This window comes from Rhodococcus sp. 3258 (assembly GCF_031456475.1).
GTDB lineage: Bacteria > Actinomycetota > Actinomycetes > Mycobacteriales > Mycobacteriaceae > Rhodococcoides > Rhodococcoides fascians.
On record NZ_JAVDUT010000003.1, the window covers coordinates 541,875 to 559,951 of the forward strand.

Below are 18,077 nucleotides of genomic sequence, written 5' to 3' on the forward strand. Positions count from 1 at the left end.
ACGATGTCGACGGTACGTCGAGCCCGACAGCAGTCGGTCGGAGACATCCCCCGCAGAACCGCACGGCGGCTTCCACACAAGACGGCGATCGTCGACGGTGACACCAGGCTGACCTTCGCGGAGTTCGACGAGCTGATAGATCGCGTTGCAGCTGCACTCACACACGAGGGGTTCGGTAAGGGCGATACGCTCGCACTGCTGAGTCGCAATTGTTGGCAGTTCCCTGTTCTGACGTTCGCGACCGCACGGATCGGAATGGTGTGCGTTCCGATCAATTTCAAGCTCAACGACAACGAGATCGCTTACATTCTCGATCACAGCGAGGCGACTGCTTTCGTTGCCGGACAGGGACTCACCGATGTGGCCGCCCGCGCTCTGGGGTTGTCCGAGGGCCGCGTGCGACTGTGCGCGACGATCGCAGGCAGTGACTCGAACCCGGGTTGGTCGGCGGTCGAAGACTGGATGAACGCTCTCGGCACTGTACCCGACGTGACTGTCGACGACGACGATCCGATTCGGTTGATGTACACAAGCGGTACCGAGTCACGCCCCAAAGGTGCGGTGCTGTCGTCCCGCTCGCTGATGTGGCAGTACATGAGCTGCATCGTCAGTGGAGAAATGAACGCGGAGGACGTCGAAGTTCACGCCCTGCCGCTGTACCACTGCGCTCAGCTGGACAACTTCCTGAGCACCGACATCTATCTGGGTGCCACGAGCATCATTCTCGACGGGCCCGACACCGAAGTGCTGCTGCGCACCATCGAATCCGAACGCGTCACCAATTTGTTCGGTCCTCCCACCGTGTGGATCGACCTCCTTCGTTCACCGTTGTTCGATCGCACCGACCTGTCCTCGCTCCGCAAGGGGTATTACGGTGCGTCACCGATGCCGGTCGAGATCCTGGCCGAAATGACCAGGCGGCTGCCCGACGTTTCACTGTGGAACTTGTACGGGCAAACGGAGATGGCCTCTGTTGCAACGGTCCTCGGCCCAGCCGACCAGGTATCTCACGCCGGTTCAGCAGGCCGTCCCGCCCTCAATGTGGAAACAGCCGTCGTCGACGAACGCGATCGCCCACTCCCCTCCGGTGAGGTAGGCGAGATCGTGCACCGTAGCCCGCAGGCCACCTCCGGCTACTTTCGTGCACCGGAGAAGACCGCCGAAGCCTTCAGCGGAGGCTGGTTTCACTCCGGAGACCTCGGATACCTGGATTCGGACGGTTACCTGTACGTCGTCGACCGCAAGAAAGACATGATCAAGTCGGGAGGAGAGAACGTAGCGACCCGCGAGGTCGAAGAAGTTCTTTATCAGATGGACGCCATCGCCGAGGCTGCCGTGTTCGGGATCGCTCACCCTCGCTGGATCGAAGCCGTCGCTGCCGCGGTGGTTCCTCGCGCAGGACGCCATCTCACCGACTCCATGGTGATCGAGTTCTGCCGAACTCGCCTGGCGGGTTACAAGATCCCCAAAATCGTACATATCGTCGACGACTTACCCAAGAATCCGAGCGGTAAAATCCTCAAGCGCACACTTCGCGACGAATTCGGCACCGTCTCGAAGCCGTAACCCCATCTCTCGGTGGACAACCCGAGAGTGAAAGGGCTGCGGATCGGCCCCTGGGGGCTTTGTTTCGACAAATAGCGCGCCGATCCTATTGGGTATTACTACGCCGAGGCGTCGGATCCATCGACGGGGTCAGCACTCTGCGGCACCAGAACACATCTTGTCCCGGTGAAGATTGTCGTCATGCATTTGTTGTTGTGGTTACACAGCGAGCGGGTCGAGGCATCGGCTTCGATTCGGTTGATCAGATCAGGCTCACGCAACAACGCACGACCCATAGCTACGTACTGAAAACCCTCGGCCATCGCTCGGTCCATGGTTCTTCTGTCGGTCACACCGCCCAACAGAATCATCGGTAAGTTCACCGCAGAGCGAATTTGCAGTGCATCTTCGAGCAGATAGCCGTCGTAGTAGGGATATTCGCGAAGTACGTGCTTTCCGACCAGTTTGATACCGGTGCGAAGAGGCTCCTTCATCATCGCGGCGAACTCGGCGATCGGCGAGTCACCTTTGAACATGTACATAGGGTTGAGAAGCGAGCTCCCTGCGGTCATCTCCAACGCGTCCACTGTTCCAGCCTCCTCGATCCATTGCGCGACCTGACACGCCTCGTCGATCCAGAACCCTCCGGGCACACCGTCGTCCATGTTGAGCTTGGTGATGACCGCGAGGCGGTCTCCTGCCGCTTCGCGGACGGCATCGAGGATCCTCAGAGCAAGCCGTGCACGGTTTCGGAGGGAACCACCGTAGTTGTCGGTACGACGGTTGAGTTTCGGGCTCAGAAATGAGCTCGCCAGGTAGTTGTGCCCGAGATGTACTTCTACAGCATCGAATCCGGTATCCACCGCCATTCTCGCGGCATCTGCATGTGCTGCCACGACACGGTCGATGTCGTTCCGTCCGGCCGGGCCGACGACGCGCATGAACTGCTTGTTGAAGTGGCGGCTCGGCGCGATGGCCCGGGTTCCGGTCTCCGATGAGTTGTTGACGGGACCCGAGTGGCCGATCTGTGCGGAGACGGCCGCACCGGCATCATGGACGGCGTCGGTCAATCGTCGCAAGCCGGCCCTGGCCTCGTCGCGCCACACGATTTGGTTGCCGTCGGTTCGACCGTCCGGTGCCACGGCACAGTAGGCCACGGTGGTCATGGCAACCCCACCCCTTGCGTGGGCTACGTGAAAGTCGATGAGCGACTGGGTAACCAGGCCGTTTCTGGCCATGTTCTCGTAGGTCGCCGCCTTGATCGTTCTGTTCTTCAGTTCTACCGGACCGAGTGCGGATCGGGAAAACACATCTGGAACACCTGCGTTGTCGATGATGACTCCAATGTTGTAGGGCAGACGAGAGAAACCCCGCTCGAACCGGTGACGGTCCGAACGGGGTTCATCGAGTTCAGTAGCCGCCTACGCCGATGCTTCGGCTGCGGCCTGTGCTTCCATTTCTGCCTTCATCTGCTTCGCCCAGGCCCACTCGTGACCCCAGTAGCTGTCTGCCGTGATCTCTTCGGAGGTGTAGAACGACTCGTCCACCAATTGGCCCTCGGTGCCGAACTCGATGTCCCAACCTCCCGGAACCTGCACGTAGAACGAGATCATCTTGTCGTTCGTGTGCCGGCCCAGGGTGGACGAAACCGGGAAGTCACGTTTCACCACTTCGTCCAGAGCCCGGCCCACGGTGTCGAGCTTCTCGACCTCGACCATGATGTGGACAAGACCCGGATCTCGGCCCTCGGGAACGGGCATCAGCGCCAAGCTGTGATGGCGTTGGTTGACACCGAGGAAGCGAATACGCTGCGGGCCCGCATCCGGCGGTCCCGGCATACGCATCGCACCGCGGGGCAGGAAGCCGAGGGTCTCGGTATAGAACTTGTAGGTTTCGTCGAAATTGGCCGACGGAACTACCACGTGCCCGAGGCCCTGATCGCCGGTGACGAACTTGTCCGCGTACTTGTTCGCGACAGGCGTGTGGTCGAGAAGGGGGCCGTGGAAGAACTCGAGCGGCGTGCCACCCGGATCGTCCATGACGAACGCCTCCTCGACGCGTCGAGCGTCTGCCTCCTCGACGGACATCGGTTTGACGACATGCCCTGCACGCTCGAGCTTTTCGCGGAGGGCGGCCAACGCGCGCTGGTCGCGCACCTCCCACCCCACCGCCGTGACTCGATCCACTGCCGCTGGCACGACTACCAGTCGTGAAGCGCGCTCGTCGACCCGAAGATGCAAAGCACCTTCCTCCGGCCCGGTTCCCTCACCGAATCCCAACACCTCGAACGCCAGCTCACGCCAACGCTCCAGATCGGTTGCGTCCACCCGAACGTAGCCCAGGCCTTTGATCTCGCTCATGACACCTCGCATAATTTGTATGGTTCTGGAAAATCGACGTGCATATTCGGATTGTCTTCAGATCATGATCCTGAGGGCACCCTGCGGATCGGCTCCCAACGAGCTCAGCGCCGACGAGTGGTACGGGATGCTCGAAACGTGTATCGCATGGTGCAAGCCCGCATGGGCATCACGCCAGAAACGCTGCAGTGGGTTGTCCATCCGAAGCGCGTTGCCTCCCGATCGGTCGAAAATCTCGTCGGCGGCGCGCACCGCGCGCCACGCTGCGCGTGTCTGATTTCGACGAGCCTCGGCTCGCTGCTCGAAAGTGATCGTCCGGCCGGCGTCGACTGCGTCCCACATCCGTTCGACGTTCATCAGCAACTGCTGCCGGGACGCATCGATCTCCGCTGCGGCTTCACCGAGAGCGTGCAATGTGTAGGGGTCGTCCTTGATCGCGGTACCGGTCGCGCCCACGCGCTCGCGCTGATACGCGACACCTGCCGCGAGAACTCCCTCTGCGATGCCGATGGTCGCCGCGGTGATTCCCAGCGGAAACATTGTCGACCACGGCATCTTGTAGAGCGTCTCGGTTACGCCGTACTCCTGGGCCGCCGTTCCCTCGATGACTTTGGCACCGTCCATCACCCGATAGTCCGGAATGAACTGGTCGGTGACCACGATGTCCTTGCTGCCGGTACCCCGCAGCCCGACGACGTCCCAGCTGTCCTCCACGATGGAGTAGTCGGCGCGCGGCAGAATAACGTGCAAAGACTGCGGCGGCATGACCATTCCGTTCTTGTCCCCGACCATGGCACCCAGAAATATCCAGTCGCAGTGATCTGTTCCCGACGAGAATTGCCATCTACCCGAGAGCATGTAGCCACCCTCGACCGGCATTGCGAGACCTCCCGGCATGTACGGTGACGCCTGCCAGGTGTCGGAATCGCTACCGAGTACCTCTTCCTGCACCTTGGGGTCGGCGAAAGCAAGCTGCCATGGGTGTACTCCGACGATTCCCGACACCCATCCGGCGGACCCGTAGATGCTGCCGGTCTTCATCACGACCTCGGCGAAGACACTCGGATGCGCCTCGTAACCGCCGTACTCCTTTCGAGCCAGCAGACGCATGGTTCCGGCGTGCCGGATTCCTTTGGCCATGTCGTCGGGGAGCCGGCCGAGCGACTCGGCCTCGTCTGCGCGTGAACGCAGATCGTCCGCCATGGCAATGATGTTGTCGAGAACTTCGTGGCTCATCTGATACTCCTTGGGCTGTGGCTGAGTGGCTGCTACGAGACCGCAATGGCACTTCGACCGGCGGCGACGTTTGCGTCGACTTCGGCCTGCCAACTCTTGTTCGCTCGCTCGGTGTCGATTTCGTATTCGAAGCGATTCACCATGTCAGGTTCGACATTCTCGATATCGACGTAGAACTGGTTGTACCACCTACGAAGTTGATAGACAGGGCCGTCTTCTTCGGACAATAACGGATTGTCGATACGCGACTTGTTCTTCCAAATTTCGACGTCTTGCTCGAAACCAATGGCTACACCGGCAGCGACGGCGTCGGCGATCTGGTCGCCGACCTCCGGTGGAACATTGTCAGGCTTCTTCGCAATGACCCCGTACTGCAGGAGAAACGACGTCGACGAAATCGGGTAATGGCAGTTGATCAACACGATATTGTGGTCACCCGACAAGTCTCCGGTCCACAACTTGTCGATCATGTATGCGGGTCCGAAATAAGATGCGTCCGACTGGCTTTCATTGTCGTAGCTGCTTCCGATCGACGCGTCCACAGCATCGGCGCGAGGCCTGCTTCGCATGACCTGAGTTGCCACGTGTCCCTCGAAGACATTGTGAAAATACTGGGGCATCCCGTAATGCACATAGAAAAAGTGGGCCATGTCGACGACGTTGTCGACCAGCTCGCGGCAGTTCGCGCCTTCGACAAGAACGGTCTTCCAGGTCCAATCGGTCCACTCGGGGTTTCCGTATTCTTCGATCAACGGGATGCTGATTTCTTCTGTGGGCTGGGAACCCTGCGGATCGTGCCACACGTACAGCTGCCCGTTACGCTCGAGCGTCGGCCACGATTTGGTGCGCGCGAGCGGCGGTACCCGGCGCGCGTACGGGATATCGGTGCACTTGCCTTTCCCATTCCACCGCCAATCGTGAAATGGGCAGGCAATGCTGTCGCCCTTCACTGTCCCGCGGGCGAGATTGCCTCCCATATGCGGGCAGAATGCATTGAGGACACTGATCGTTCCGCTCTCGCCCTGGAACACTACGAGCTCGGTGCCGAAGGCGGAAATCTGATGCGGCTTGCCGTCGCGGAAGTCGCGCAGTAGACCGAGGCAATGCCATCCGCGGGCGAAGCGCTCGGGTGGGGCGCCCTTCTCGATGACGCGGTAATCCTCGGAAGCCATTGCCGTCGAAGCCATTGATGGTTCTCCTCATCGTGTCGGCCGACATTGTGTCGAGCTGGCCGCTGGTGTGATCAGCATCTCACTGCCGCCGACGGGTGAGACGACACATTCCCGCAGAGCGGGACACGTTCTCCACCCTGCCCGCGGGCCGGGAAACGCAGCCGCCACTCAGCCCAAGAACTCGCGCATCATGGCCCAAATCTCTTGCCGTGCAGTCAAAGTTCGCGCCAGCGAGGGCACCGTGAGAAACCCATGGAACAGTCCGTCGAACCTGCGGTGCCGAACTTCGTTACCCGCCGCACGCAGTTGCTGCGCATAGTCGTCGCCCGAGGAGCACGGGGGGTCCAATTGCGCAGTGATCACGACCGCAGGTGGCAAATCCCGCAGAGACGCTGAGCGGGTCGGAATCACACGTGGGTCGTCGGTTCCAGACGGGGCATACTGCTGCCAGTACCACTTCATAGCGGACGTCGTGTTGTAGAAGCCGCTGCCGAACTGCCGGTAGGAATCGGTATCGAAATCGTCGTCGATCACCGGATACATCATGACCTGAGCGACTGGACGTGGGCCGCTGCGGTCCCGTGCTGCGATGGCCACGGTTGCCGTCAGATTACCGCCTGCGCTGTCACCCGCAAGAGCGATACGCGTTGCGTCTCCACCGTATTCGCCGATCTCGACGGACGCCCATGCCAGAGCGGTGTACAGGTCGTCATGCGCAGCGGGAGCCGGATTCTCGGGTGCCAACCGATAGTCGACGGACACGACCACGGCACCGACGCCCTGCGCCATGGACCGACAGAACTCGTCGTGGCTGTCCAGATCGCAGAAGACGAACCCGCCTCCGTGTGCGAAGACGACCACGGGCAGAGCGTCGGCGTCCGATCGAGGCCGGTAGACCCGGAGCGCAAGGGGGCCACCGAGGCCGGCGATCTCGATGTCGTTCACCGACCGCATGTCCGGCAACCGGGTCAACGGTGCCCGACGGCTGCGAATCAATTCCCGCAGTTCGGCAACTGGGATGCTGGTGACGTCGGGAAACCCCTTGTCGAGCGCATCGAGCACCGCCGCGACGTCCGGCGCGATGGATATCCCGCGTTCGAGTGAATCGTTCTGGCCGTCCTGTTCCATCACGCCACCGAATCCGTGGTCGCGCGGGTCTCGGATCGTGCGAACGTGAAGCCGTCGTAGCCGCCGGCCGCAACTTCGGCAAGTCTGCGACCGTACGCTGCGAAACCGCCGATGTACGGCATGAACACGCGCGGCTTGCCTGGAATGTTCGCTCCCATGTACCACGAGTTGGCCTGCGGGAACAGAGTGCCGTTGGCCAGACGGTTACATTCCTCGACCCAGGTCTCCACCGCGGAGGCGTCGGCTTCGATCGCCACGATGCCGCTGATTCTCATGTGCGTCAGGCAGTCCACTACCCAGTTGAGGTGTTGTTCGGAGGCCAGCACCATATTGGACAACACACTCGGGCTGCCCGGGCCGGTGATGACGAACATATTCGGGAAACCATGAACACCGAGGCCGAGATACGTCAGTGGTCCTGCTGCCCACTCCTCCCTGAGGCTGCGCCCGCCGCGGCCGCGGATATCGATCTTGCTCAGCGCACCTGTCATCGCGTCGAAGCCTGTCGCATAGACCAGGATGTCGAGTTCGTACAGTCTGGAAGTGGTCCGTACGCCGGACTTCTGGATCGTCTCGATCGGTTCGTTCCGAAGGTTCACGAGGTTCACGTTGGTTCGGTTGAACGTCTCGTAGTAGCCGTCGTCTGTGACAATGCGCTTCGTGCCGATCGGATGGTCGGTGGGAATCAGCTGTTCGGCGATTGCAGGATCGTCGACGAGCGTCCTGATCTTGGCCTCGGCGAAGTCGCGTGCGGTCGCGTTGGCGTCGGGGTCGACCATCTGATCCGGGAAGGCTTTGCTGAACAGAACGCCGCCACGAGTCCACCATTCCTCGTAGATCCGTGTCCGCTCCGCGGCGTCGACCTCCATGGCCCTGTGCGGGTTGGGCACGAACGGTGATCCGCCGCCGCTCTCCCAGGACAGCCGGCGCCGTTCGGCGTAGTCCCCCTGCGACGGTCTCCGGTCGCGCTCGCCCAACGGACGATTACCTGCGGGAATCGAGTAGTTCGCGCTGCGCTGAAAGACATACACTGTTTCGGCGTCTTCGGCGATCAGCGGGATCGATTGAATTCCAGAAGATCCGGTACCGATCACTCCGACTCTCTTGCCCGTGAAATCGACCCCGCCGTGCGGCCACTCTCCGGTGTGGTAGGACTCCCCCGCGAAATCGTCGCGACCCTCGATCGACGGCATGTTCGTAGCCGACAGACACCCGGTGGCAAAGAGGCAGAAGCGCGAGACGATCACGTCGCCGCCGTCTGTCGTTACAGACCACGTATTCGTTGCATCGTCGAACTCCGCAGACACGACTCGAGTCGAGAACCGAATATGTCTGGCGATGTCGAACCGCTCGACGACATGTTCCAGATAACGCAGTATTTCGGGCTGGGTCGCGTACCTCTCGCTCCATTCCCAATCGCTTTGCAGCTCTGTCGAAAACGAGTACGAGTAGTCCAAGCTTTCGATGTCGCACCGCGCTCCGGGGTAGCGATTGTGGTACCAGGTACCACCCACCCCTCCAGCCGCTTCGATTCCCTGAACTGTGAACTCGGCCTTACGAAGTGCATGGATTGCGTAAATACCCGCTATACCGCCACCCACGACGACCACATCGACGTCAACACTCATCTTTGAAACCTCTCGATCACGACACGGCACACGAGCCAGTAGTCAGATTCGCCACGATAGAAACCCCAGCCGCGACTGGGAATGTGCGATCCCGGTGAGCGGACTGAGCGTATGCCTGCACCAGGGTTCGGATTGCTCATCTCATCTGGGACCCACCGTTGAATTCAATTGTTTGGCCGGTCATCCCGCCAGATTCCTCCGAAGCCAGATAGGCACACGCGGCCCCCACTTCGATCGGGTCACCCAACCGGCCGATGGGAATCGTCGCCAGGATGTCCCGAATCATCTCTCGACTCATCTTCTGTTCGAGATTCTTCTGGTGGCCGAGAGCGAGGATGTTCGCAGTGACACCGAACTGCCCGGTTTCCGCAGCGAGATGTCTGATGAAACCGTCCACACCGCTCTTGCCCGTGGCGTACATGGATACACCGATGTTTTGACCGGTACGGGCGGACCCTGAAGAGATCTGGACTATGCGTCCCCAACCGGCATCGCACATGCGGTCGAGAACTGCCTTCGTACAGTTCAGTGCGCCGTATATGTTGAGATCGATCGGTGCCCGCCACTGATCCGAGGTCAGGTGCCGGAACGGTGAATTCACGCGAGCTTCGGCGATGCCGGCGTTATTGACCAAAATGTCCACATGATGGCCGAGCTCCGCAACGGCTGCGTTCACGTGACGAATGACGTCGTCGAGGTCCGTGACGTCGAATGCGGACGCGATGGCCCGTCCGCCCTCGTCGGCGATCGCTGCGACCACCTTCTCCGCGCGATCTCGGTGCAAGTCGTTCACGATGACGGCGGCACCCTGACGAGCGAGCACCGTTGCAATACCCGCACCGACACTCTGGCCGGCCCCGGTTACCAGAGCAACCCGCCCCTTGGAATCGAACATTTCTCGAATCTCCTCGACCTAATTGCATACGGAGCCTGGGTACCGCGCTCGACGCCTTCATCATCGAGCCGGTGCAACCACACCGAAACAGCGGAGGCCGCTGAACGGGATCAATCGATCACAGTGCCCTGAAGAGGGCCCGCCCGCCCTGAATCGCCACCCCTCGCTCGGTCTGCACCACGTAAGCACCGTCCGACCACCGGAGCACGTCGACCGTTTCGCCGGGGTACACCGCCGACGTGAAGCGTCCGTCCAGTTCGGCCAGGTCACACGGATGCACGCCCGCGATGTCGGCCAGAACGAGTGTCGCCGTCGACAACGTCGCGAGTCCGTGCAGAATCGGCCGTGGCTGGCCGATTCCCCGCGCCGCCTCCGGATCGACGTGGATGTGGTGCAGATCGCCCGAAAGTCTGTACAGCAGTGCACTGTTCGCGGCAAGCGGCATCGGTCGCACGGCATCGGGCACTCCCCGGTCGAGCACCGGCGACGAGTCTCCGCGCGCCCCTCCGAACCCGCCCTGCCCAGGCGCGAAAATGGACCACGTAGCAGTGAAGTACTCACACTCGACCGAGACATCGAAAACCGCGGCGCGTCCCTTGTCCCACACCGCCGAGACGCGTGCATTCAACCTCGCGCCACCTGACGACGGCAGGGGTGAGTGCACACTCATCCGTTGAGATCCATGCAACGCTGTCCGGACGTCGAAAGCCCCTGCAGCGCCGAGGACGTCGGGAGCCCACTGTGCCAGGGTGAGCCCGAACGTCGGCAACACCCTCAGGTTCTTCTCGAACACGAGGTCGAGTTGATCGGAACGGGCACCGACAGACAGCGCGAAGAGAATTGCGTCGCGCTCATCCCACGTGACGTCTCGACTGCCGAGTTCACGCCCGACCCACTCGGATGCGTCGACATCCGTCATGACCGGGCACCGTATACGGCCTCGGGGCAGCGCGCTTCACCCAACAATCCACGCATCGCCTCGCCGACTTCTCTCGCATCCCAGCGCCTCGCCAGGTCGACCGAGGGACCGTGCACCCACCCCTCTTCCACAGTGAGGCAACCACCTTCGATCTCCACGACGCGACCGGTCACATCCGCACTGTCCGCACTGGCCAACCACGCAACGACAGGAGATACGTTCGCGGGGTCCATCACGTCGAATCCATCGGTGGGCGCGGCCATCGTCTCCGCGAACGGTCCCTCCGTCATCCGGGTACGGGCTGACGGTGCGATGGCGTTCACCGTCACGCCGTACGGCCGAAGCTCCTCTGCGGCAACGATCGTGAGGGCGGCGATACCTGCCTTGGCGGCCGAATACGTGGCCTGCCCGACCGAACCCTGCAGTCCCGCCCCCGACGAGGTGTTGATCACGCGCGCCGCCCGCGTGCGGCCCGCCTTGGACTCGGCACGCCAGTAGGCGGCTGCGTGGCGCAGCGGGGCGAAATGCCCCTTCAAGTGAACTCTGATCACCGAGTCCCATTCTTCTTCACTGGTGTTGACCAACATCCGGTCACGCACGAACCCGGCATTGTTGACCAGGACGTCCAGATGTCCGAACGTGTCGATCGCCTGACGAACAAGCCCCTCGGCCGCATCGAAATCTGCGACGTCGGCCGTATTGACAACTGCCTTTCCCCCGGAGGCGGTGATTGCCGAGACGACCTCTTCTGCCGGCGTATCCCCAGAACCGTCGCCGGACAACGTCACTCCGAAGTCGTTGACCACCAACGACGCTCCGAGTCGGGCGAGTTCGAGTGCGTGCTCACGTCCGAGACCGCGGCCGGCCCCCGTCACGATCGCCACGCGTCCGTCGAGAAGATTCGACATCCCATGTTCCTTTTCGTCGACTGTGCTTGCATCGAATGCACGGTGCATTCGTATTCGGTTGACCACCGATGACCTGCTGCTGTTACGATACCAAGCAATCGCTAGGTTAGGAACCGATATGAGTGTGTCGACTGTTGTCGTAGACGGCAAGATTGCCGTCGTCACCATGAATTACCCGCCCGTCAACGCCCTTCCCGTCGCGGGATGGTTTGCAGTCGCAGACGCGATGAAGAACGCGGGCACAGACCCCCAGATACGAGTCGTACTCTTGCGAGCCGAAGGACGCGGCTTCAACGCGGGCGTCGACATCAAAGAGATGCAACGGTCTACCGGATTCGACGCACTGGTGGGTGCCAACCGCGGTTGCTACGAGGCATTCAAGGCGATCTACGAATGCGAGGTGCCGGTCATTGCGGCCGTGAACGGCTTCTGCCTCGGCGGCGGAGTCGGCCTGGTGGGCAACTGCGACACGATCATCGCGGCCGACGATGCGTACTTCGGTGTGCCCGAGGTGGATCGGGGTGCACTCGGTGCCGCAACTCATCTGTCTCGGTTGGTTCCGCAACATCTGATGCGTACGTTGTATTTCACGAGCAGAACGATTCCGGCGGCCGACCTGGTCGGTCACGGTTCGGTTCTCGAGGTTGTCCCGCCTGCGCAATTGACCGACGCCGCAATGGCTCTCGCTTCGGAGGTCGCTGCCAAAGACCCCCGAGTTCTACGAGCGGCGAAGGCCGCACTGAACGGGATCGATCCCATCGACGTCAACAGAAGCTACCGCTTCGAGCAGGGATTCACTTTCGAGTTGAGCCTGGCGGGAGTGGCCGACGAACACCGTGACGAGTTCGTGAACAGCGGATCGAATCTCACGACCTGAGTCCTCTCGAATCTCGTTCCAGCGCAACCCTCAAGGAGAATTGTGGCCACGACCGCGCGCATTCGCACCCCCCTCACCGATCTCGTCGGTATCGAGCATCCGATTGTCCAGACCGGGATGGGCTGGGTAGCCGGACCGCGTCTGGTCTCCGCCACCGCAGAAGCAGGCGCTCTCGGCATTCTCGCATCGGCCACGATGAGCCTGGAAGAATTGGAGAGGGCGATCATCGAGGTGAAGTCGCGAACTCGGAACCCGTTCGGGGTGAACCTTCGTGCCGACGCGAGCGATGCTGGGGAACGCGCTCGGCTTCTGATCGACCACGGTGTTCGACTCGCGTCCTTTGCATTGGCTCCCAAGAAGGATCTCATCTCGCGACTGAAAGACCACGGCATCGTGGTGATGCCGTCGATCGGTGCCGCGCGTCATGCGGAGAAGGTTGCCGCCTGGGGTGCCGATCTGGTCATGATTCAAGGCGGCGAAGGAGGAGGCCACACCGGGGCAGTCCCCACCACGCTGCTACTGCCCTCCGTGCTCGACGCAGTCGACATTCCCGTTGTTGCCGGAGGCGGCTTCTACGACGGCCGCGGCCTCGCCGCGGCACTGGCGTACGGTGCGGCCGGCGTCGGAATGGGCACACGGTTCCTCCTGACGAGCGACAGCGCTGTTCCTCAGTCCATCAAGGAGCAGTACCTGACGTTCGGCCTGGATGGCACCGTCGTAACCCGCAAGGCCGACGGCATGCCGCATCGACTGCTGCGAACGCATTACGTGAACGATCTCGAATCCGAACGATTGGTGCATCGCGTCGTCGGAACCGCCAAGCGCACCATCGAATTCAAGAAGATGAGCAACACGTCATGGAGCAGCCTGTTACTCGACGGGCGCAGGATGAAGAACGCGAGCGACCGCACCTGGTCACAGATGACCCAGGCGGCGAATACTCCGATGCTACTCAAGGCGGGTCTCGTGGACGGAGACACATCAGCCGGCATGCTCGCGTCCGGCCAGGTGGTCGGTCTCATCGACAGCCTGCCCAGTTGTGACGAGGTCGTGACCTCCATTGTCGACGAAGCCAACCGTCGGTTGAATCGAGCGTCGTCACTGGTCGCACCTGATCGCACCTGATCGGAGCGTCGGTCGGCGTCCGTGGCAGGAGGGGTCGAGTCGATCGAAGCAGATGGTGAACTCGCGCAAGAAGCAGTATCAAACAAGCTTTCGGTAAGGAGTCGAATGTCAGACAAGTCGATGCAGCTCAGTGATGTCTCCGGACACGTTCGGTCGGGCATGACCATCGGAATCGGAGGCTGGGGATCGCGCAGAAAGCCCATGGCGCTGGTACGCGAAATACTACGTTCGGACGCAACGGATCTGACCGTCGTGACCTTCGGTGGACCGGACGTCGGACTGCTGTGTGCCGCCGGAAAGGTCGCTCGGGTGGTGTACGGATTCGTGTCGCTGGACAGCATTGCCATGGATCCGCATTTCAGCGCAGCACGTGAGTCGGGTTCCATAGAGATCACCGAATACGACGAGGGCATGTTCGTCACCGCAATTCGAGCGGGGGCAAGCCGAATGTCGTTCCTCCCGACACGCGCAGGGTTGGCCAGCGACGTCATGACGATGAACCCCCACCTCCGCACCGTCGTGTCCCCCTATGACGACGCGGAGCACTACGTCGCTGTCCCCGGTGTCCGAATGGACCTCGGACTGATTCATCTCAACCGCGGAGACAACCGGGGCAACGGCCAATACCTCGGCCCGGACCCCTATTTCGACGACTTGATCGCCATGGCATCGGACAAGTGCATCATGAGTGTCGAACAGATTGTCGACACTCCAGAATTGACGGCGTCTGCACCACCGCAGTCGTTGTTGATCGACCGAATGTTCGTGTCCGGCGTCGTCGAAGCACCCCGAGGAGCTCATTTCACCTCCTGCGAACCCGACTACGGCCGGGACGAGAAATTCCAGAAGCACTATGCCGCTGCAGCATCCAGCCCCCAACTGTGGGAGGCGTTCGAGGAGCGGTTCTTGAATGGCGACGACGCCAGTTATCACCGAGCAGTCGAGGATTTCGCACAGGCAGCAGAGAACAAGGAGAAGGCATGACGACCGACATCACGCGGGCCGAAATCTGTGTAACGGCGTGTGCGGACGAGTGGCGCGGATCAGGCGAAATCCTCGCGCATGCCGTGGGCACCATACCCAGCATCTCGGCCAGACTGGCGCGACTGACGTTCGAGCCCGACCTGGTGCTCAGTGACGGCGAGTGCTTCTTCATGAGCGATCCGCCACCGTTGGGCAAGACGGCAAGCCACGGCGGAGGAACGATCGAAAGCTGGGTGCCGTTTCGAAAGATCTTCGCAATTCTGAACACCGGCCGTCGACAGAGCATGATGGGCGCAAGCCAGATAGACCGATTCGGCAACCAGAACATCTCCGCCATCGGAGACTGGCGCAAGCCGACGCGTCAGCTCATCGGGGTCCGCGGAGCACCGGGCAACACTGTCAATCACCGAGTGGACTATTGGGTTTCGCGACACACCGCGCGGGTGTTCGTGGAGCAGGTCGATATCGTATCGGGGGTGGGTAACGACAGAGCCCGTGACTTCGAGGGGACTGCGCTTCGCTTTCACGATCTCGGTGTGGTGGTGACGAACTTGGCGGTACTCGACTATGGAGACGACGGCGCGCTGAAGGTACGGTCGATTCATCCTGGGGTGACAGCGGAGGAGATTCGCGCCAACACCGGTTTCGACATCGACATTTCACACGCCGAACCCACTCGACTGCCCGAACCGGAGGAACTGCGGCTGATTCGAGAAGTAATCGACCCGACGAACCTTCGCGACCGTGAAGTGAAAGCAAGCTGAATTCGCGTGTCGGTGCGGACCTCCGCACCACTGCAGACCGAGGCGGTCTTTTCGATCGAGCGAAGACGACAGGATCCGACAAGTGCACACGAACACCATTCCCTACCTTCTGACCGAGAGTGCCCGGCTCTTCGGTGACAACCTGGCCGTCGTCGACGGAGACCGCCGGCTCGACTATTCGGAGCTCGACGAGACCACGCGGCTGGCCGGTGCAGGCTTCATCGGAATCGGCGTCGAGGCGGGAGACCGAGTAGCGATATGGGCACCGAACAAGGTCGATTTCATCGTCGCCCTGTTGGGTGCTCAGCGAATCGGGGCGTCGGTCGTCCCCCTCAACAGCCGATACCGAGGCTACGAAGCGCACTCGATTCTCGCGCGCTCACGGGCAACAGCGCTGGTCGTCGCCAATGGATTCCTCGACACCGACTACGTGACGATGCTGCAGGACGCAGGCGAGGGCGCAGGAACGATCGTTCCCGGTTTGCCACATTTGCGTGCCATCGTCGACATGATGGGTTCCGGTCACCCGGATACCGTCCCGTGGAGCGAATTCACCAACGCCGCCGATGCCTACCTGACCGAGGCCGATAATCTGGCCGCCGCAGTCGACGGGTCCACGGTCAGCGACATCCTCTTCACCTCCGGAACGACCGGATCTCCCAAGGGAGTAGTGACAACTCAGGCTCAGACGCTTCGGATAGGACGAACCTGGGCCCGCGGCGCCGGTCTGTCGCCTCGAGATCGATACGCGATCGTCAGTCCGTTTTTTCACGGTTTCGGCTACAAGGCCGGAATCATGGCCGCCCTGACGAGCGGCAGTACAATCTATCCCGTCCTCACCTTCGATCCGGTCGCGGTGATGGCATTGATCGAAACCGAGAAGATCACCGTCATGCCAGGTGCTCCGACTATTTTTCTCACGTTGATCGACCATCCCAAACGCACCGAGTTCGACCTGTCGTCACTCCGTTACGCGACGGCCGGTGCCACGTCGGTGCCAGGAGACCTCTTCGAGAAGATGCGCGACGTGCTTGGATTCGACACCGCCGCACAGGCATACGGGCTCACCGAGTGCATGGTCGCCACCCAGTCGCATCCGGACGACGATCCACGTCACATAGCCGAGACCACCGGTCGCCCCGTCGAAGGGATCGAAATTCGGGTCGTCGACTCCACGTCGAACGACGTCGACACGGGGGTGGACGGGGAGGTGTGGTTGCGCGGAGAGACCGTTATGGTCGGCTACTTCGAGGATCCCGAAGCTACCGCTGCGGCAATCGATTCCGACGGCTGGTTGCATACCGGTGATATCGGACGACTCGACGAACACGGATGCCTCAAGATCACCGATCGCATGAAGGACATGTTCATAGTCGGAGGCTTCAATGTTTACCCGGCGGAGGTCGAGAACGCGATCTCCGCGCACCCTGACGTGTCGGAAGCTGCGGTGATAGGCATCGCCGACGAGCGACTCGGCACCGTTGCCTACGCCTACGTCGTGCCACGTCACGGAACCACGGTCTTCGAGAATGATCTCGAGCAATGGTGCCGCGTCCGCCTGGCCAATTTCAAGGTCCCTCGGCATTTCGTCGTCGTCGAGTCCCTGCCTCGGAACGCGAGCGGCAAGGTCCTCAAACGCACACTGCGGCAGAAGGTCTGAGAGTCGAGTCGGGCCCAGCGGCGGCGGGCACGGTTCAGGCGTTGGGGGTGTGTTGCAGGAAGGCCGGCCACTCGCCCCCACCGTCGACGTTCAGCACTGCGCCGGTGACGTGGGAGGCGAGCGGTGAGGCCAACAGAACGCAGGCCTGCCCGATCTCCGCAGGCGAGGCCAACTGCCCACGGGGAATGGTCGCGGCAACTCGCGCGTATTGATCTGGACTGCCGTAGTGCTCGACCGATCCAGCGGTGGCGACGAGCCCGCAGCTGACGGCGTTGACACGAACATCCGGTGCCCACTCGACAGCCAAGCTGTGCGTCAGGGATTCCAGCGCAGCCTTGGCTGCGCCGTACACCGCCGTACCCGGGCTGGGTCGACGGGCGGATATGGACGTGACGTTGACGACCGACGATCCCGGCGTCGCAGCGAGTATCTTTGCCGCGGAATGGCATACGTACGCAGCAGACGTGAAGTTCAGCGCGAGAACCTTGTCGAGGTAGCGCGTGGAGGCGTCGGAGAAGTTCGCGAACGGTGCACCCCCTGCATTGTTGACCACCACGTCGATACGTCCGTGTCGATGTCCGATCTCGTCGATCCACGCCGTCACGGCGTCCGGGTCACGGACGTCGACGCGGGTCATGTTCGTCCGGTCGCTGTCGATCGCAACGTCCGAGGTCGGCTGGGATCGACCACACATCTCGACATAGGCACCGGCTGCGACGAACACGTCCACGATGCCCGCACCGACTCCACGACCACCACCCGTCACGACTACGACCCGACCGGACAGGTCGATTTCGATCGACATTAGGTGTCCACCTTTCAGCATTCGACAACCTCGATATTACCAAGCAAGTGCTAGCTTTATTAGACATCAGC

At 61.5% G+C, this 18,077-nt stretch carries 16 protein-coding genes; 6 read left to right on the forward strand and 10 right to left on the reverse strand.

Annotated elements, in window-relative coordinates:
* The first annotated feature begins 3 nt into the window (after positions 1 to 3).
* On the forward strand, positions 4 to 1,566 hold the full coding sequence (locus J2X62_RS13380; RefSeq protein ID WP_310181161.1) for a fatty acyl-CoA synthetase: 1,563 nt from the start codon (positions 4 to 6) through the stop codon (positions 1,564 to 1,566).
* A 98-nt stretch (positions 1,567 to 1,664) separates the two neighbouring features.
* On the opposite strand, the gene J2X62_RS13385 is transcribed toward J2X62_RS13380, so the two are convergent.
* The 9 genes from J2X62_RS13385 to J2X62_RS13425 form a co-directional block, all read right to left on the reverse strand.
* Positions 1,665 to 2,891: an NADH:flavin oxidoreductase gene (locus J2X62_RS13385; RefSeq protein ID WP_371832729.1), complete on the reverse strand. Its 1,227-nt coding sequence runs from the start codon at positions 2,889 to 2,891 to the stop codon at positions 1,665 to 1,667.
* 75 nt (positions 2,892 to 2,966) lie between these two features.
* Complete coding sequence (locus J2X62_RS13390; RefSeq protein WP_032379648.1) at positions 2,967 to 3,905, reverse strand: VOC family protein; 939 nt, start codon at positions 3,903 to 3,905, stop codon at positions 2,967 to 2,969.
* 57 nt (positions 3,906 to 3,962) lie between these two features.
* Complete coding sequence (locus tag J2X62_RS13395) at positions 3,963 to 5,141, reverse strand: acyl-CoA dehydrogenase family protein (RefSeq protein ID WP_310181165.1); 1,179 nt, start codon at positions 5,139 to 5,141, stop codon at positions 3,963 to 3,965.
* A 32-nt stretch (positions 5,142 to 5,173) separates the two neighbouring features.
* Positions 5,174 to 6,328, reverse strand: coding sequence for a Rieske 2Fe-2S domain-containing protein (locus tag J2X62_RS13400; protein WP_310181167.1), 1,155 nt, complete (start codon positions 6,326 to 6,328; stop codon positions 5,174 to 5,176).
* A gap of 153 nt (positions 6,329 to 6,481) precedes the next feature.
* A complete protein-coding gene (locus J2X62_RS13405) occupies positions 6,482 to 7,441 on the reverse strand; it encodes an alpha/beta hydrolase (protein ID WP_310181275.1) in 960 nt (319 codons plus the stop codon).
* Positions 7,441 to 9,069: an NAD(P)/FAD-dependent oxidoreductase gene (locus J2X62_RS13410; RefSeq protein ID WP_310181168.1), complete on the reverse strand. Its 1,629-nt coding sequence runs from the start codon at positions 9,067 to 9,069 to the stop codon at positions 7,441 to 7,443. The genes J2X62_RS13405 and J2X62_RS13410 overlap by 1 nt, the downstream gene beginning before the upstream one ends.
* A gap of 136 nt (positions 9,070 to 9,205) precedes the next feature.
* On the reverse strand, positions 9,206 to 9,964 hold the full coding sequence (locus J2X62_RS13415; RefSeq protein WP_310181170.1) for an SDR family NAD(P)-dependent oxidoreductase: 759 nt from the start codon (positions 9,962 to 9,964) through the stop codon (positions 9,206 to 9,208).
* Positions 9,965 to 10,082: 118 nt separating this feature from the next.
* Complete coding sequence (locus J2X62_RS13420; RefSeq protein WP_032379348.1) at positions 10,083 to 10,883, reverse strand: MaoC/PaaZ C-terminal domain-containing protein; 801 nt, start codon at positions 10,881 to 10,883, stop codon at positions 10,083 to 10,085.
* Positions 10,880 to 11,791: an SDR family oxidoreductase gene (locus tag J2X62_RS13425; RefSeq protein WP_032379650.1), complete on the reverse strand. Its 912-nt coding sequence runs from the start codon at positions 11,789 to 11,791 to the stop codon at positions 10,880 to 10,882. The genes J2X62_RS13420 and J2X62_RS13425 overlap by 4 nt, the downstream gene beginning before the upstream one ends.
* A gap of 118 nt (positions 11,792 to 11,909) precedes the next feature.
* Here J2X62_RS13425 and J2X62_RS13430 point away from each other — a divergent pair, with 118 nt between their 5' ends.
* The 5 genes from J2X62_RS13430 to J2X62_RS13450 all read left to right on the forward strand — a co-directional run bounded on the left by J2X62_RS13430 (position 11,910) and on the right by J2X62_RS13450 (position 17,201).
* Positions 11,910 to 12,668, forward strand: a complete 759-nt coding sequence (locus J2X62_RS13430) for an enoyl-CoA hydratase family protein (protein WP_310181171.1) — start codon at positions 11,910 to 11,912, stop codon at positions 12,666 to 12,668.
* A 39-nt stretch (positions 12,669 to 12,707) separates the two neighbouring features.
* On the forward strand, positions 12,708 to 13,793 hold the full coding sequence (locus tag J2X62_RS13435) for a nitronate monooxygenase (RefSeq protein WP_310181277.1): 1,086 nt from the start codon (positions 12,708 to 12,710) through the stop codon (positions 13,791 to 13,793).
* 105 nt (positions 13,794 to 13,898) lie between these two features.
* Positions 13,899 to 14,777 (forward strand): CoA-transferase, encoded by an 879-nt coding sequence (locus tag J2X62_RS13440; protein ID WP_310181172.1) that lies wholly within the window; start codon positions 13,899 to 13,901, stop codon positions 14,775 to 14,777.
* Positions 14,774 to 15,541, forward strand: coding sequence for a CoA-transferase subunit beta (locus tag J2X62_RS13445; protein WP_032379351.1), 768 nt, complete (start codon positions 14,774 to 14,776; stop codon positions 15,539 to 15,541). Before J2X62_RS13440 ends, J2X62_RS13445 begins: the two co-directional genes overlap by 4 nt.
* An 82-nt stretch (positions 15,542 to 15,623) precedes the next feature.
* The gene (locus J2X62_RS13450; protein ID WP_310181173.1) at positions 15,624 to 17,201 is read left to right on the forward strand and encodes an AMP-binding protein; all 1,578 of its coding nucleotides are present in this window, start codon (positions 15,624 to 15,626) and stop codon (positions 17,199 to 17,201) included.
* A 34-nt stretch (positions 17,202 to 17,235) separates the two neighbouring features.
* On the opposite strand, the gene J2X62_RS13455 is transcribed toward J2X62_RS13450, so the two are convergent.
* Positions 17,236 to 18,006, reverse strand: a complete 771-nt coding sequence (locus J2X62_RS13455; RefSeq protein ID WP_032379353.1) for an SDR family oxidoreductase — start codon at positions 18,004 to 18,006, stop codon at positions 17,236 to 17,238.
* Positions 18,007 to 18,077: the final 71 nt, after the last annotated feature.

Excerpts from the sequence above, each read along its gene's own strand:
- J2X62_RS13400 (WP_310181167.1), bottom strand. The coding sequence starts at position 6,328 with ATGGCTTCGACGGCAATGGCTTCCGAGGATTACCGCGTCATCGAGAAG.
- J2X62_RS13415 (WP_310181170.1), bottom strand. The coding sequence starts at position 9,964 with ATGTTCGATTCCAAGGGGCGGGTTGCTCTGGTAACCGGGGCCGGCCAG.
- J2X62_RS13425 (WP_032379650.1), bottom strand. The coding sequence starts at position 11,791 with ATGTCGAATCTTCTCGACGGACGCGTGGCGATCGTGACGGGGGCCGGC.
- J2X62_RS13420 (WP_032379348.1), bottom strand. The coding sequence starts at position 10,883 with ATGACGGATGTCGACGCATCCGAGTGGGTCGGGCGTGAACTCGGCAGT.
- J2X62_RS13455 (WP_032379353.1), bottom strand. The coding sequence starts at position 18,006 with ATGTCGATCGAAATCGACCTGTCCGGTCGGGTCGTAGTCGTGACGGGT.
- J2X62_RS13410 (WP_310181168.1), bottom strand. The coding sequence starts at position 9,069 with ATGAGTGTTGACGTCGATGTGGTCGTCGTGGGTGGCGGTATAGCGGGT.
- J2X62_RS13440 (WP_310181172.1), top strand. The coding sequence starts at position 13,899 with ATGTCAGACAAGTCGATGCAGCTCAGTGATGTCTCCGGACACGTTCGG.
- J2X62_RS13390 (WP_032379648.1), bottom strand. The coding sequence starts at position 3,905 with ATGAGCGAGATCAAAGGCCTGGGCTACGTTCGGGTGGACGCAACCGAT.
- J2X62_RS13445 (WP_032379351.1), top strand. The coding sequence starts at position 14,774 with ATGACGACCGACATCACGCGGGCCGAAATCTGTGTAACGGCGTGTGCG.
- J2X62_RS13395 (WP_310181165.1), bottom strand. The coding sequence starts at position 5,141 with ATGAGCCACGAAGTTCTCGACAACATCATTGCCATGGCGGACGATCTG.
- J2X62_RS13380 (WP_310181161.1), top strand. The coding sequence starts at position 4 with ATGTCGACGGTACGTCGAGCCCGACAGCAGTCGGTCGGAGACATCCCC.
- J2X62_RS13430 (WP_310181171.1), top strand. The coding sequence starts at position 11,910 with ATGAGTGTGTCGACTGTTGTCGTAGACGGCAAGATTGCCGTCGTCACC.
- J2X62_RS13405 (WP_310181275.1), bottom strand. The coding sequence starts at position 7,441 with ATGGAACAGGACGGCCAGAACGATTCACTCGAACGCGGGATATCCATC.